We start from the raw sequence: 15,242 nt of genomic DNA on the forward strand, positions 1-15,242 counted from the left end.
TAAACTGAGTTATAATAAAATAAAGAATGATTTTCCATTTTATCTCAGTTTATATTTACAGGAGGCGGCCTATGACTAACAACATCAAGCAAGCGATTATTATCGGCGGCGGTCCCGCCGGAGTAAGTGCTGCTCTGTATCTGGCGCGCGCCGGTCAAAAGGTATGCATCATCGAAAATGGCCCCGGCGCACTGGCCAAGGCACATAAAATTGATAACTACTACGGTATTGCCGCTTCCGGCGCCAAGCTTTATGCGGCAGGACTGGAGCAGGCACGCTCTCTGGGCGTAGAAATTTTGCAGGATGAGGTTCTCGGCGTGGAATACACCGACTGCTTCACGCTCAGTTTAAAAAACACGGCCGAGCAGCTGCAGACAGAAGCACTTATTCTGGCTACCGGCAGCAAGAATATTACGCTCAACCTTCCCGGTCTAATTGAGCTGGAGGGCAAGGGCATAAGCTATTGCGCCGTCTGCGACGGCTTCTTCTTCCGTAAGAAAAATGTTGCAGTCTTGGGCAACGGTGCCTATGCTCTGCACGAGGCAGCTTATCTTAAGCAGCTGGCAGGCAGCGTCACCATCCTGACCAACGGACAAAGCGGAGACGCAGCTAAAGAAGCAGGCTTTGATGTAAACACCTCTGTGCTGCAGGCAGTAGAAGGCAACGGCAAGCTCAGCAACATCCGCTTTACTGACGGCAGCACGCTTGCCGTCGACGGCTTGTTCATCGCTCTGGGCACAGCAGACAGCACCGATATGGCGCGCAAGCTCGGTGCAGAGCTGAACGGACGCTTCATCCGTATTGACAGCGACGGAGCGACCAACATCCCCGGACTTTTCGCTGCCGGCGACTGCACGGGAGGCTTGATGCAGGTGGCCAAGGCAGTACACGAAGGCGCACGCGCAGGCCTGACAGCGTTAAAGTTTTTGCGCCAACGTCAGAAAGACGAAAAATAACTAAAATTTTTTACAAAAACACCTAAGGAGTGATAATTATGGCATTAGAAATTACTACAGCAAACTTTGAGCAGGAGGTTACCAATTCTACCCAAACAGTTCTCGTTGATTTTTGGGCATCCTGGTGCGGCCCCTGCCGTATGCAAGCTCCGATTCTGGAAGCCTTTGCCGAGGAGCACAGTGATATCAAGGTTACCAAATGCAACGTTGATGATAATCCGGAGCTGGCAGAAAAATTTGCTATCATGAGCATCCCCAGTCTGCTGGTTTTCAAAAGCGGCAAGCTGGTAAAATCCGCAGTCGGCCTGCACGATAAGGAAGCTCTGGCAGCACTGGTAAAATAAGCCGCTTAATTGCTTAACGAAAACAATCCCGGTTATGGTTTTTGAAAGAACCATGCCGGGATTTTGTTTGTTTTAAAGCATAAAAAGAAGATTGCCACAAAGATTATCATCATGATAGGCCTTGATATTTTTATAGTGAAAATGCATTAACCACAAGTAATCCATTTCTTGTAATGCCAAAAACTAATAAAGCAATAACGTAAAGCGGATAAACATATCTATCCAAGCTACGTGCCAAAGCTTTGCCATAAACATCCCGCAAAATTATGCTTGCAAGCAAAAAAGGTAATGTATAAAACAAGAACACATTAGCCTGACGAGCAGCTGCAAAATCTCCGTTTAGCAAAGCTAAGAACATCGTTGTAACACCACATCCAGGGCACAAATAACCTGTTAAGTAACGAAACGGGCAGGACAATGATATATCCGTAAACATTATCAGCAGATAGTATAAAATTCCTATAAAACAACTAATAAAATATTTTTTAAGCATGATTTTATATAAAAATACCTAGCAGGACTTTTAACGCCCTGCTAGGTCGAGTTTAGTACAAACCTTCCGCCTTATCGTTAATAGCATCTTGAACAAGAGCCATCGGAATAATACCTAAGCCAATAAAGCTAAGAATCAAATACAATATACCTGTATCGCCTCTCTTTCCTTTAATTGAGTCGACACCTTCTCCCATCTTATAGCTCCAATAGAGAAAATATATACAACACGTAATAATAGTGAAAATAACAGCCATAACACCTGATGTTGCATTTCGCTTATTTAAAAGTTCATTCATTTCATCAGTCAGTTTTGCCTGCCAATACAATACATAAATGCCGCATGTCACAAGGCTCAAAATTATCGCTAAGGGAATGCTTCTGCTAGAAACTCTAGGATTTCTGTTTACAAAATTTTCATGTACCGGTTGCTGCATCTGTGCCGGTGTATGTACCGGTGCCTGTGCGGGTGTATTCATCGGCACCTGCTCTGTCTTTTGACCACAATTGGTACAAAACTTTGCGTCATCACTCAACTCCGCGCCACACTTTTCACAAAACTTACTCATAACAAGCCCTCCTACTATTTTTAAATCACTATTCATAGATTATAACATCTTTAGATTAAAATTACTAGCAATTCCTTATTGCTTATTGTAATAAATGATATGATTTGCAAGCAAATTCTCTTATAAAGATTTTTAACGCAATCTGAATACGCATGGAGTTTTTTATAATTCAATTGAAATTAAGTATATCTTACCAATCAATGTTACACCTATAATAAACGAAAAAGGTGCGCACTGAAATTACGTATTATAGCTCACAATTTTATCTTCAGAAATCAGCTTTAAATATAAAACAGCTTATATTGCATAACTTTCTTTCCAAACAATTGCTAAAAAAGAACTCTCTACGCGCCCTGCTTACGCAGTGCATCGTAGAGAGTTTCTTCATCACAGCAATACTAACACTTTGCTGTTCTTATTTACTTTTCAGTGCAAGTCTTATTCCTTGCCTGCCAGCTTTTTGTAGCCGTCCAGACGAGTCATTGCGTCCTTCTCAGTCTTCTCGAACAATGCTTCCGCAGTATCAGGGAACATCTTCTGCAGGGAGCTGAAACGAACTTCGCCCATCAGGAAGTCACGGAAGTTTGCGGTAGGCTCTTTGCTGTCCAGAATGAACGGATTCTTGCCTTGCTCCTTCAGTTCCGGATTGAAGCGGTAGGTTGCCCAGTAACCGCAGTCAACAGCACGTTTTTCTTCGAGCTGGCTGCAGCCCATGCCAACCTTCAGGCCGTGGTTGATGCAAGGTGCGTAAGCAATAATCAGGGACGGTCCGTCATAAGCCTCTGCTTCGGCAATAGCCTTCAGAGTCTGGTTCTTGTCGGCACCCATAGCAACCTGTGCAACATATACATAGCCGTAGCTCATAGCCATCATGCCAAGGTCTTTCTTCTTGGTCTTTTTGCCGCTGGCAGCAAATTTAGCGATTGCCGCTGTCGGAGTAGATTTGGAGGATTGACCGCCGGTGTTGGAATATACCTCGGTATCGAATACCATAACATTGACATTCTCGCCGGATGCCAGTACATGGTCCAGACCGCCGTAGCCGATATCATAAGCCCAGCCATCGCCGCCGAAGATCCAGTGGCTGCGTTTAACGAAGAATTGCTTCTCGTCATAAAGAGCAGCGCATTTATCGCAGTTGTCTTTGTATTTTTCCAATGCAGCAGTCAGTGCTTCAGCACGCTCACGGGTGCCTTCGCTGTCGTTGACATGCTCCAGCCAATCGGTCAGCGCAGCCTTGAGATCCTCAGGCAGCTCGCCTTCCAGCATAGCTTTTACCATGTCTTCTACACGCTCACGCGATTGCTTAACGCCCAGGAACATACCTAAGCCATATTCAGCGTTATCCTCGAACAGGGAGTTTGCCCAGCTCGGGCCATGACCTTTGCAGTTTTTGGTGTACGGCATGGACGGAGCGGATGCACCCCAGATAGAGGTACAGCCTGTTGCATTGGCAATCATCATACGGTCGCCAACCAGCTGGGTTACGAGCTTAGCATACGGAGTTTCGCCGCAGCCTGCGCACGCACCGCTGAACTCAAGCAGCGGCTGCTCGAACTGAATACCCTTCATGGTCTTCTTGTTGAGCGGATTTGCCTTCGGAGCAACTTCCTTCTGGCTGTATTCCCATGCAGCAGCTTTATCAAGCTGAGTACCGAGCGGCTTCATAACGAGAGCCTTAGCTTTCGGAGCCGGGCATACCTGAGCACAGTTGCCGCAGCCGGTGCAATCCAGCGGGGAGATGCTCATGCTGAACATCAGGCCTTTAGCGCCGATAGCAGGCTTGCTCGGCAGAGTTGCCGGAGCCTTGGCAGCTTCTTCCTCGGTCATGAGAACCGGACGGATAGCAGCATGCGGGCAAACGAAGGCGCACTGGTTACATTGAATACAGGTGTCCATCTGCCATTCCGGTACGTCGATAGCAATGCCGCGTTTTTCGTAAGCAGCTGTACCGCTCGGGAAGGTGCCATCTGCATAATCAGCAAAAGCGCTTACCGGCAGCTTGTCGCCTTCCAGCTTGTTCATCGGAACGAGCAGCTTGTCAACAAATTCGTTGCCAGTTGCAGCTTCGGCAGCAGTATCGCCAGCCTCAGCCCAGCTTGCGGGAACATCAACAGCAACAATAGCATCAATGCCCTTGTCGATAGCAGCGTTGTTCATATCGACAATGTTCTGGCCCTTCTTGCCGTAGGAATGCTCAACAGCATCCTTCAGGTATTTAACAGCGTCAGCCAGAGGAATAATATCAGCCAGCTTGAAGAAAGCAGACTGCATAATCATGTTGATGCGGCCGCCCAGACCGATTTCCTGAGCAATCTTAACAGCATCAATGATGTAGAATTTGATATCGTTCTTCGCAATGTAACGTTTGAGCTGACCGGGCAGCTGTACGTCGAGATCCTCAGCACTCCAGTTGCAGTTCAGCAGGAAGGTACCGCCTTTTTTCAGGCCTGCGGTTACATCGTATTTATGAACATAGGACTGATTGTGTACTGCAACAAAATCGGCAGCATCAATCAGGTACGGTGCCATAATCGGAGTATGACCGAAGCGCAGGTGGGAAACAGTTACGCCGCCGGATTTTTTACTGTCATAGGAGAAGTAGCCTTGAGCGTACATGTCAGTATGGTCACCGATGATTTTGATAGCGCTCTTGTTAGCGCCAACGGTACCGTCACTGCCCAAGCCCCAGAATTTGCAGCCCTTGGTGCCTGCAGGAGTTACGTCAACACCTGCTACGCACGGCAGAGAGGTATTAGTTACATCATCAGTAATGCTGATGGTGAAGTTGTTTTTCGGTTCTGCACTTGCCAGATTATCGAATACAGCTACGATATCGCCGGGCAGCAGATCTTTGGAGCCCAAGCCGTAACGGCCGCCGATAATCATAGGCTTGCGGTCGCTTGCATAGAAGGCAGCACGCACATCAAGATACAGCGGTTCGCCGAAAGCGCCCGGCTCTTTGGTGCGGTCCAGTACAGCGATACGTTTTACACTTTGCGGAATTGCGCCCATGAAGTGCTCGATGCTGAAAGGACGATACAGGTGAACTACGAGTACGCCAACCTTTTTGCCCTCTGCGTTGAGCTTATCAACAACAGTGCGGACGGTTTCGGAAGCAGAGCCCATGATGATGATGATATCTTTTGCATCCTCAGCGCCGTAGTAGTTGAACAGATGATATTCACGGCCGGTCAGCTTGCTGATTTCGCCCATGTAATTCTCTACGATTTCCGGCAGAGCATTGTAATAGGTGTTAACAGCCTCGCGAGTCTGGAAGTAAATATCCGGGTTTTGTGCGGTGCCGCGGATAACAGGATTATCCGGGTTCAGACCGCGTTTACGGAATGCATCTACCGCATCCTTATCCAGCAGCTTTTCGAGATTAGCATAATCCATAACCTCAATCTTCTGGATTTCGTGGGAGGTACGGAAGCCGTCGAAGAAGTTCAGGAACGGTACACGGCCTTTGATAGCACTCAGATGTGCTACGCCTGCCAGATCCATAACCTCCTGTACACTGCCTTCAGCCAATAATGCGAAGCCGGTCTGACGTGCAGCCATAACGTCCTGGTGGTCACCGAAGATAGACAGAGAGCTTGTTGCCAGAGCACGTGCGGAAACGTGGAAAACTGCGGGCAGCAGCTCGCCGGCCATTTTATACATATTAGGAATCATCAAAAGCAAGCCTTGAGATGCGGTGTAGGTAGTAGTCAGCGCACCTGCCTGCAGAGAGCCGTGAACTGCGCCGGAAGCACCAGCTTCAGACTGCATTTCCATCAGCTTTACGGTTTGCCCGAAAATATTCTTTTTGCCTTGGGCAGCCCACTCATCGACAACCTCAGCCATCGGAGAGGACGGAGTAATAGGATAAATTGCAGCAACATCGGTAAATGCGTAGGAAATATACGCAGCAGCTGTGTTGCCGTCCATTGTTTTCATTTTTACCATTGGATTCCCTTCTTTCTTGAAATCACAAAATTACTTGACCTTAATTTTTACAGGAAAAACTTTCCAGTTCATATAATTAGTATACACTACTCAGCCTTGTTTGTAAAATATCTGCATAAATGTATACAGCATTTTTGCGTAAATAAAATGTGAAAAAAGATGCCGCCGATTAAGCAGCATCTTTAAAATATCTACGCTTCCAGATAAATCGCACTGTCAAGTTTTTCGGTCACATAGCCGATAATCTGCGTACTCGGAGCAACAGCCTTAAGCTCTGCCAAGCAAGCCTCTGCCTCCGCCGCAGGAACAGCACACAGCAGGCCTCCGCTCGTCTGCGGGTCGTACAAAATATCCTGCAGCGCACGCGCGACAGCTCCCACAACACGCACACCGGCTTCGGCAAAATCACGGTTACGGTATGCGCCTGCAGGAATAAAGCCCATGTCCGCCATCTCGTATGCTTCCTCGTGATAGGGCACATCCTGCGCCTTCAGGTGCACAGTAACGCCGCTGCCCTGCGCCATCTCCAGACTGTGGCCCAAAAGGGCAAAGCCTGTCACGTCGGTGCAGGCATGCACGCTGTAGTTCACAAGCACATCATGCGCATATTTATTGAGCGTACTCATCTGCACATACAGCTTGTCGAGCAGCTCCTGCTCTACTAAGCCGGCTTTCGCCGCCGTCGTGAGAATACCCACGCCCAAGGGCTTTGTCAGCAGCAGTACGTCACCGGGCTGTGCGCCGCTGTTCGTCCACACGCGCTCAGGCTTCACAAAGCCTGTCACCGCCAAGCCGTAAATCGGCTCCGCACCGTGAATAGTGTGGCCGCCGGTGATAATTGCGCCTGCTTCATAGGCCTTGGCATAGCCGCCGCGCAAAATCTCCTGCACGGTTGCCTTATCCATCTTCTCGGGGATGCACATAATGTTCAGCGCCAGCTTCGGTTCACCGCCCATAGCGTAAACATCGCTCAAAGCGTTTGTCGCCGCAATCTGTCCATACATAAAGGGATTATCGACAATCGGCGGAAAGAAATCCGTTGTCTGCACAATCGCCAGCTCGTCGCTCACCTTATAAACGCTGGCATCGTCGCTTTTATCGTAACCTACCAAAAGATTAGCATCATAATGCGTCTGAAAGCCTGCCAGCAAATTGCACAGCGTACCGGCACCGACCTTGGCCCCGCAGCCCGCACAGCTCGCCAGCTTCGTCAGCTTTACTTCGTTTTCCATAGCTCAAACCTCCGCTTATTCGGCAGCAGTATACAAAACCTCGTAGCCATTCTCCCGCTCACGCACTATCTGCTCCAGCTCCGGCGTCTGCAGGGACGCTGCATCCTCCAGCGCCTCCGTTTTAAAAAATACGCAGGTACCGCAGCTGCTGCTCAGGCTGCGCGGTACAGGGCGCACCTGCGCCTGCCAGCCGCGCTCCGCACACAGATGCTGAAAGCGCACCGCGCCGAAGTGCGAAAAGAACGTTGCAATATACTGCATCATTTGCTCAGGGACAGAGTAAATTCGCCGTCCTGCTCCGTCACAGCAACCTTATAACCCTGATGCTGTGCGTAGCGTGTTACATTTTCCTTGGAGGTATTGTTATCCACGATTACCTCATAAGCAGCCTCGCCGCTCATCATCGCCTGACGCGTCAGGATAACAGGTTCGGGACAGGAAAGTCCTCTTGCATCAATAGTTTTCATAGCGTTTCCTCACTTTTTATATGTATTCAGATAAGCAATCAAGGTAACAACAACAATGCCGATAACAACAGCAATCTGGCCGTTAGCGGTCGGACCGTTGCCGCTGGATGCCAGGCCGAAGTTATGCGCAAAGGCCGCACCCACGATAAAGCCCAGCAGAGTTACGGCGCTATCGGAGTTGCCTTCGCCGGACAGCACCAGCTGGCGCATCGGGCAGCCGCCCAAAAGTACGCAGGCAAAGCCCGCCAGGAAAAGTCCCAGCACGTTCCACAGTGCATCGGTGTGCGCAATAGGCTGCGCCGCAAAGCCTACCTTGAAGAAGGCACCGCCGGTTACAGAGGTCAGCACAACATTGCAGGCAGCAGCTGCCGCAACAACAGCCACAAAGCCCCACAGCATTTTTGTTTCCTTAAAGAGAATAAAGTCGCGAATACCGGCAATCATGCAGAAGCGTGTACGCTGCGTAAGATAACCAACTGCCACTGCAGCAATCAGGCTCACAGCAACAGCCGCATGCTTGGCACCGGGGCCGCCGCCTGCCTTGGTAAAGTGGATGAAGGCCGGTGCAGCAACGAGCAGCACCAACAGCACAACGGCAATCACCGACATAATGCTACCTTCCGCCGCCGTCATCTTATAGGTACGCTTCAAGCTGTAGCCGCGGTTTAAAAAGAAAATACCGGCATAAATGCCTGCCGCAAAGCCAACCAGGCCGACAACAGCGTTCAAATCACCGCCGGCAATACGCAGCAGCATTCTGAACGGACAACCCAAAAACATCAGACAGCCGATCATCGCAAAAAAGCCCAGCACAAAACGTGTCAGCGGAGAGCTGCCGCCCTTCGGCGAAAATTCTCCGTGCAGATATGCCGCACCCAGCGCGCCCAGCACCAGACCGCTGATTTCCGGACGGATGTACTGCACAGCCTTGGCTGCATGCAGTCCCAAGCCACCGGCAGTATCACGCAAAAAACAGGCAATACACAGGCCCATGTTGGCCGGATTGCCGAAAAACACCAGCATTGCTGCCACCAGACCGATAATCGCGCCTGTTGCAACAATCGTTACTTGTTCATTTTTCATGAAAAGCCTCCCCAAAATATTTCTTCGACAAAAGTATATCATAGCCCACATGCTTATACCAATATCATTTATAGATAAAGCTGATTGATTTATTAGCTTTTCAGATAATTATATGATAGAATAGGCGTAACATGAGGAGGTACGGAAAATGCAGCAAATTTATCTCGACAACGCCAGCACCACCTTTCCCAAGCCACAGGCAGTTGCTGACGCAGTTTATCAATATATTACAAATGCAGGCACCAACATCAGCCGCGGTACCTGCGCTGCGAGCAGCGAGGACCTTGTTTTTGCCACTCGCGAGCAGCTTTGCCGCTTTTTCGGCGGCGAGGACAGCAAAAATGTTGTCTTTACGAAGAACATTACCGAAAGCCTGAATATCATCATCAAGGGACTGCTGCACAGCGGCGACCATGTGCTTGTTACCGCTATGGAGCACAACGCCGTCATGCGTCCGCTCCAACAAATCGGCACAGAGCTGACTGCAGGCAACGCTCCCACTGACGCTATCACCTTCAGCCGCATTCCCTGCGACGCGGAGGGAGCACTGTGCTTAGACGCTTTGCCGCAGCTTGTGCGCCCTAACACCAAGGCCATCATCATGACACACGCCAGCAATGTCTGCGGCACGCTGCAGCCCTTGGCAGCAATCGGCAGCTTCTGCCAAGAGTATAACCTGAAATTCATCGTCGACAGTGCGCAAAGCGCCGGCGTCGTTCCTGTCGACATGCAGGAAATGCACATCGACGCTCTCGCCTTTACGGGGCACAAGGGACTTTTGGCACCGCAGGGCATCGGCGGTTTTGTGCTGCGTGAAAGCATTATCGACGAAATAACACCGCTCATTGTCGGCGGCACCGGCAGCCTCAGCCATACGGAGCACACTCCCCGCTTCATGCCGGATAAATTCGAAGCAGGCACGCTCAACCTGCCGGGCATCGCCGGTCTGCGTGCTTCACTAGGCTGGCTGCAGCAACAGGGCATTGACAAAATCCGCACGCACGAGCTGACGCTTACGCAGCAATTTATAGACGGACTGCAGCAATTAGAAGCACAAAATTTATTGCGAATCGTCGGCAAAAGGGACTGCAGCGACCGCGTAGGCGTCGTTTCCATAAGCACAGATATAATGGACATCGCAGAGCTGGCCTTCATTCTGGCAGACAAATACGCCATCGCTACGCGCGTAGGCCTGCACTGCGCCCCCAACGCTCACAAAACGCTCGGAACCTATCCCACGGGAACGCTGCGCTTTTCTTTCGGTTGGCACAATACTGCGGAGGAAGTCAATGTTGCCCTGCAAGCATTGAAAGAGGTGCTCGCCCATGGACTTTAAACAGCTGCAAAGCTTTGTCACCGTAGTACAGGAGGAAAGCTTCACACAGGCTGCAAGCAGGCTCTTCGTATCGCAATCCACCGTCAGCACGCACATCCACCAGCTGGAAAGCGAGCTTAACACCAAGCTCATTCTGCGTACCACCAAAAGCCTGCAGACGACACCAAAGGGACGCGAGCTTTACGAATACGCCCTGAATATACTGGAGCTGAAGGAGCGCATGGTACAGGCCTGCTCTATCGAAAGCCAGCGCATCATTCACCTTGGCGCTTCCACCATCCCCTCAGCTTATATCCTGCCGCAGCTTTTGGCCGACTTCGGCAAGCTGCATCAGGATATTTACTTCATCATTCACCAGAGCGACAGCCAGGGCATTATCAACGGCCTGAAGGACGGCTTGTTTAACCTTGGCTTCATCGGCATGAGCTGTGAGGACAGCGACTTCTGCTGCCAACCCTTCTGCCACGACCGCATGGTAGTCATCACCCCGGTCAACGAGCATTTTCTGCGCTATAAACAGCAAAAGGAACATGTACTGCCGGAGCTTTTGCGCGAACCACTGATTCTGCGCGAAAAGGGCAGCGGCAGCAAAAAAATGGCCGATAACTTTCTGGCGCACAGCGGTATTTCCGAGGACGAGCTGCAGATTATTGCCCGCGTCAACGATCAGGAAACCATCAAAAACCTTGTCGCCAGCGGCATGGGCATATCCATTATCTCGGAAAAGGCGGCGCACAACTTTCTGCAGGAAAAACGTTTGCTGGCCTTCGAGCTGCCGCAAGCTTTTTCCGAACGCAGCCTCTACCTCATCTACCGCAAAAATTATCTGCTGCCAAGCTACGTCAAGGAGTTTCTAAACTTCATCAGCCAAAGCAAATTATAAGCATAACAAAACGAGTACGCACAGGACGAATCCCGGCGTACTCGTTATTTTTTTGCATATTTACTTAACAATTGTCACGGGCACATTAGCGTTTTCCACTATGACGCTGCTGACACTATTGCGGAACAAGCCTTCCAAAACTCCCATGCCTCTGCTGCCCAGCACGATACCATCACATTCCTGCTCATCTACAGCACGCAGGATGCTTTCGGCAATATCGTTGTCGTTTTCCAGCAAATAAGTGCAATCGATGTTCTTGCCGCTGAGAATCGCATGTGCGGCATCAAGCACTTCATCACCCATCTGAACATACAGGCAATCGCTTCCAAATTCCACAATATGCTGTTTCATTCTGCCGGAAAGCACCGTCATAACCACCAGCGAGCCGCGCGTATAGCTTACAAGCTCACAGGCATATTCCAATGCTCTCCAGGAATGCTCCGTACCGTCAATAGGTACAAGAATGCGTTTCAGCATTTTATTTTACAATCAGCACAGGTACATTTGCATATTGAGCAACCTTAGAGCTTACGCTGCCAAGGAAAAATTCAGCAATACCGGAAAGGCCACGGCTGCCGATTATGATTGCATCTGCGCCGGTCTTTTTAGCCATAGCAATGATGCGTTCGGACGGATGGCCAACCTCCAGGCTGAATTTGGTTTCGCCTTCGTAGTTTCTCAGACGCTCCTGCGCCATTTCGAGAACCTTGTCACCAATTTTCTCCAGCTCACTGTTGCCCTGGCTTACAGTCGCATGATCCAGAGGCACTGCCAGCAAAGCAGCATTATTATATGGTTGGATTACATTGATTACATGCAGTTCGCCGCCAAACTTTTTGCCAAGCTCTACAGCAGTATCCAGTGCTCTCCAGGAGCCTTCACTGCCATCTACAGGAACAAGAATCTTTTTAAACATAACAACGCACCTCCATAATAATGCACATGTTGTAATTTATTTATTATATTTTTTACAAGAAGAGGCTTTTTTTCTTCTTACGTTATATATTCTGCTTTAGCGCAAAAAATCCTGCCTGAATTACTCGCGGCCGCGATTTTTTCTTTTTTCGTGGATGCGGGCAGATTTCTTGCTGAACTTTTTCGGTTCGTCAGCCAGCTTTGCCAGTTCGGAGGGAGATTGCTCCTTAGCCTCGGCAAAGTTTTCGCCCTTCACAAAGCGGAAATAAAGCGCAATGCCGGCAATCAGCACCAGAGGAATGCTGCCGATAATATAACGGTAGCTCTGCGGTGCAGCCATTGTGATAAAGTCATAGATAACGATACATGCAGGCACCAGAATAATTTGTCCCATGCGGGCGAGGAAGCCGTCCTTACCCATAAAGCGCACTACCATGCCATAAGCCAAAAAGGCTACCGCAAAGGAAACGAAAGACATAAATACCAGAAACGCAAAAAACTCAAAATTCATCTAAAAAAGCACCTTCCTTAATTCTTCTGTCCGCAGGCACGGGCACCAATTACACGCGCAGCCCAGACACCGCTGGCACTCGCCTGCGATAATCCGCGTGTAATACCGGCACCGTCGCCTACCGCAAACATATTCGCAACCTTGGTTTCCAGATTGCTATCCAGCTCGAGGCGTGCGCTGTAGAATTTTACCTCTACGCCGTAAAGCAGCGTATCAGCATTCGCCATACCGGGAGCAATCTTATCCAAAGCATAAATCATTTCAATGATATCATCTAGATGGCGTTTAGGCAAGACCAAACTTAAATCACCCGGCGTTGCACTGAGCGTCGGTTTGGTAAAGCTCTTGAGCATACGCTTTTCATTCGTGCGTCTGCCCTTCACCAGATCACCGAAGCGCTGCACCAGCACGCCGCCTCCCAGCATGTTGGAGAACGAAGCGATACGCTTGCCGTACTGCAGAGGCTCGTGGAAGGGCTCGGTAAACTTGCTGCTCACCAAAAGCGCAAAGTTGGTGTTCTTGCTGTGCATTTTGGGGTCGCGGTAGCTGTGGCCGTTAACCGTAATGATGCCGTCCGTGTTTTCCGCCACTACATAGCCATAGGGATTCATGCAGAAGGTACGCACCACGTCATTATAAAGCGAGGTACGGTACAAAATTTTTGCCTCATACACCTCGTCGGTGATATGCTTGAACACCTCTGCCGGCACCTCCACACGCACGCCGATATCCACCTGATTATTGATAAAATCAAGGCCCATCTTAGCGCACTGCTCTGTGTACCATTCCGCACCGGCGCGGCCGGGAGCGGCAATCAGATACTTGCAGGCAATCTTCTCGCCCTTGTTCAACTCCAGCACAAAGGTTCCGTCCTCCTGACGGCAGATTTCTTCAACCGCGGTATTGCAGCGGATTTCAATATTATCCTCCAAAAACTTATGGATGTTTTCCATAATCACGAGGTTGTTTTCCGTACCCAGATGGCGTACCTTGGCGTTCAGCAGATGCAAGTCGTATTTCAACGCCTGCACGCCTATTTTGCTGTTCTTGGTAGAAAAATATTCACCGGGAGCACCATGACGGCAGTTTAGCTCATCAACATAATCAATCAGCTCGATAACCTTGTCCTCCGGCAGATATTCGTTCAGCCAGCCGCCGAATTCCGTCGTAAAATTATATTTGCCGTCCGAAAAAGCACCGGCACCGCCAAAGCCGCGCATAATGCTGCAGGGGCTGCAGTTAATGCAGTGATCAACCTTCTTGGCTGCCAACGGGCAGAAGCGCTTTTCAATCGTATTGCCGGCCTCCAGCATAATAACCTTCATCTGCGGATACTTCAACACAAACTCATAGGCTGCAAAAATTGCGGCAGGACCGCCACCGATAATAGCTACATCATACATAAATTCTCCTCCTTATTATATCCCATAAAAAAACCGCAGCCTCATTTTTTTACTGCGGTTTATCAGCTTATTGCTGTTGTTCCTGTTGCTTGCGCAGATAGCTTGGCTGCGGTGAGCCGTTGTTGATATCCTTGTAGCCTTCTGCCGACTTACGCATAAAATCGGTTACCAGATAATCAGCCTCACCCATTACCACTAAGGCATGGGTTGCATTCTTTTCCAGAAACGGCAGAATCTTTTCGAGGTTTTCCTTTTTATCCACCAGCTCCACAATAACAGGGAAATTAGCATTGCCGCTGATAAATGTGCTGACAGCACGCCCAACGCCGCGCACCTTGGTAGCATAGCCTTCAATGCCCTTGATAACAGTACCGCCGGCAAGGCCTAAGGAGCGTGCTTCACGCAGAATTGCTTTATAAAGCGGAATATCCTCAAAGAGAACATCCTCGCCTGTATAAATCTTTAAATACGAGGTTTTGTTAAATTCTAAAGCCATGGTTCTACACCTCCAGCCATCATTGCAATTTTCTTATATTATTATAATTCGGCGCTTGGGAAACAATTCCTGCCATATATAGGCAAAAAATTCTTATCCTTGCATTTAGGACTTGTCAGCAGAACGATAATACTTTATGATATAAGCGTATGATTTGATTATTGAAAGAGGGTTTTAAGCATGACAAATTTACAGACCGGACTTACCGGCACCGCTAACGTAACCGTAACCGAGGCTAATATTGCCGCTACTATGAAAAGCGGCTCTTTAGCTGTTTTTGCCACTCCCGCTATGTGCGCACTGATGGAGGAGGCTGCCTGCGCCGCAGTCAACGCTCATCTGGAGGAGGGCAGCGGCACTGTAGGCATCAGCCTGAATATTACGCATGACCGCGCTACCGCTATGGGCGACAGTGTTACCGCTACCGCTAAGCTGACTGCGGTTGACGGACGCAAGCTGACCTTTGAGGTGAGTGCTGCGGACAGCAAGGGCGTTATCGGCAAGGGTACGCATGAGCGTTTTATTATTGATAATGAAAAGTTTATGGCGAAGGTGAATAAGTAAGTTCAGCAAGACCAAAAAATAGCATACTGAAAGCTAAAAA

Annotated in this window: 17 protein-coding genes; 5 read left to right on the plus strand and 12 right to left on the minus strand. The window is 49.4% G+C overall.

Going from position 1 to position 15,242, the window contains the following annotated elements:
- The first annotated feature begins 71 nt into the window (after positions 1–71).
- The gene (locus Q0G26_RS10315) at positions 72–956 is read left to right on the plus strand and encodes an NAD(P)/FAD-dependent oxidoreductase (protein WP_293830401.1); all 885 of its coding nucleotides are present in this window, start codon (positions 72–74) and stop codon (positions 954–956) included.
- Between the two features lie 35 nt (positions 957–991).
- Positions 992–1,300 carry a thioredoxin gene (gene trxA / locus Q0G26_RS10320; RefSeq protein ID WP_366517771.1) on the plus strand — a complete coding sequence of 103 codons (309 nt, stop codon included), beginning with the start codon at positions 992–994 and terminating at the stop codon, positions 1,298–1,300.
- Between the two features lie 130 nt (positions 1,301–1,430).
- On the opposite strand, the gene Q0G26_RS10325 is transcribed toward trxA, so the two are convergent.
- The 7 genes from Q0G26_RS10325 to yedE form a co-directional block, all read right to left on the minus strand.
- On the minus strand, positions 1,431–1,793 hold the full coding sequence (locus tag Q0G26_RS10325) for a DUF2752 domain-containing protein (protein ID WP_293847637.1): 363 nt from the start codon (positions 1,791–1,793) through the stop codon (positions 1,431–1,433).
- 52 nt (positions 1,794–1,845) lie between these two features.
- Positions 1,846–2,361, minus strand: a complete 516-nt coding sequence (locus Q0G26_RS10330) for a DUF4234 domain-containing protein (RefSeq protein WP_293830405.1) — start codon at positions 2,359–2,361, stop codon at positions 1,846–1,848.
- Between the two features lie 438 nt (positions 2,362–2,799).
- The gene (nifJ, locus tag Q0G26_RS10335) at positions 2,800–6,312 is read right to left on the minus strand and encodes a pyruvate:ferredoxin (flavodoxin) oxidoreductase (RefSeq protein ID WP_293830408.1); all 3,513 of its coding nucleotides are present in this window, start codon (positions 6,310–6,312) and stop codon (positions 2,800–2,802) included.
- A gap of 191 nt (positions 6,313–6,503) precedes the next feature.
- On the minus strand, positions 6,504–7,544 hold the full coding sequence (gene selD / locus Q0G26_RS10340) for a selenide, water dikinase SelD (protein ID WP_293830410.1): 1,041 nt from the start codon (positions 7,542–7,544) through the stop codon (positions 6,504–6,506).
- A gap of 15 nt (positions 7,545–7,559) precedes the next feature.
- Entirely contained in the window at positions 7,560–7,808 is a 249-nt protein-coding gene (locus tag Q0G26_RS10345) for a DUF3343 domain-containing protein (protein ID WP_293830412.1), read from the minus strand.
- Positions 7,805–8,011, minus strand: coding sequence for a sulfurtransferase TusA family protein (locus tag Q0G26_RS10350; RefSeq protein WP_009146013.1), 207 nt, complete (start codon positions 8,009–8,011; stop codon positions 7,805–7,807). Before Q0G26_RS10350 ends, Q0G26_RS10345 begins: the two co-directional genes overlap by 4 nt.
- Positions 8,012–8,020: 9 nt before the next feature.
- Complete coding sequence (gene yedE / locus Q0G26_RS10355) at positions 8,021–9,094, minus strand: YedE family putative selenium transporter (RefSeq protein ID WP_293830414.1); 1,074 nt, start codon at positions 9,092–9,094, stop codon at positions 8,021–8,023.
- Positions 9,095–9,242: 148 nt separating this feature from the next.
- Here yedE and Q0G26_RS10360 point away from each other — a divergent pair, with 148 nt between their 5' ends.
- Both Q0G26_RS10360 and Q0G26_RS10365 read left to right on the plus strand, forming a co-directional pair.
- Positions 9,243–10,430: an aminotransferase class V-fold PLP-dependent enzyme gene (locus Q0G26_RS10360; protein ID WP_293830416.1), complete on the plus strand. Its 1,188-nt coding sequence runs from the start codon at positions 9,243–9,245 to the stop codon at positions 10,428–10,430.
- Positions 10,420–11,313 carry a selenium metabolism-associated LysR family transcriptional regulator gene (locus tag Q0G26_RS10365; RefSeq protein ID WP_293830418.1) on the plus strand — a complete coding sequence of 298 codons (894 nt, stop codon included), beginning with the start codon at positions 10,420–10,422 and terminating at the stop codon, positions 11,311–11,313. The genes Q0G26_RS10360 and Q0G26_RS10365 overlap by 11 nt, the downstream gene beginning before the upstream one ends.
- Before the next feature lie 60 nt (positions 11,314–11,373).
- Here Q0G26_RS10365 and Q0G26_RS10370 read toward each other — a convergent pair whose 3' ends face one another.
- The 5 genes from Q0G26_RS10370 to Q0G26_RS10390 all read right to left on the minus strand — a co-directional run bounded on the left by Q0G26_RS10370 (position 11,374) and on the right by Q0G26_RS10390 (position 14,638).
- On the minus strand, positions 11,374–11,790 hold the full coding sequence (locus Q0G26_RS10370) for a universal stress protein (protein ID WP_293830420.1): 417 nt from the start codon (positions 11,788–11,790) through the stop codon (positions 11,374–11,376).
- Position 11,791: 1 nt separating this feature from the next.
- The gene (locus Q0G26_RS10375) at positions 11,792–12,229 is read right to left on the minus strand and encodes a universal stress protein (protein ID WP_210683748.1); all 438 of its coding nucleotides are present in this window, start codon (positions 12,227–12,229) and stop codon (positions 11,792–11,794) included.
- 120 nt (positions 12,230–12,349) lie between these two features.
- Positions 12,350–12,739, minus strand: a complete 390-nt coding sequence (locus Q0G26_RS10380) for a hypothetical protein (protein WP_293830423.1) — start codon at positions 12,737–12,739, stop codon at positions 12,350–12,352.
- Between the two features lie 17 nt (positions 12,740–12,756).
- Entirely contained in the window at positions 12,757–14,142 is a 1,386-nt protein-coding gene (locus tag Q0G26_RS10385) for an NAD(P)/FAD-dependent oxidoreductase (protein WP_293830425.1), read from the minus strand.
- Positions 14,143–14,209: 67 nt separating this feature from the next.
- Positions 14,210–14,638 carry a DUF190 domain-containing protein gene (locus tag Q0G26_RS10390; protein WP_293830427.1) on the minus strand — a complete coding sequence of 143 codons (429 nt, stop codon included), beginning with the start codon at positions 14,636–14,638 and terminating at the stop codon, positions 14,210–14,212.
- A gap of 180 nt (positions 14,639–14,818) precedes the next feature.
- Between Q0G26_RS10390 and Q0G26_RS10395 the strand changes: the two genes are divergently transcribed.
- Positions 14,819–15,202, plus strand: a complete 384-nt coding sequence (locus Q0G26_RS10395; RefSeq protein WP_293830429.1) for a thioesterase family protein — start codon at positions 14,819–14,821, stop codon at positions 15,200–15,202.
- Positions 15,203–15,242 lie beyond the last annotated feature (40 nt).

This window comes from uncultured Phascolarctobacterium sp., from assembly GCF_934190775.1.
Classification (GTDB): domain Bacteria; phylum Bacillota; class Negativicutes; order Acidaminococcales; family Acidaminococcaceae; genus Phascolarctobacterium_A.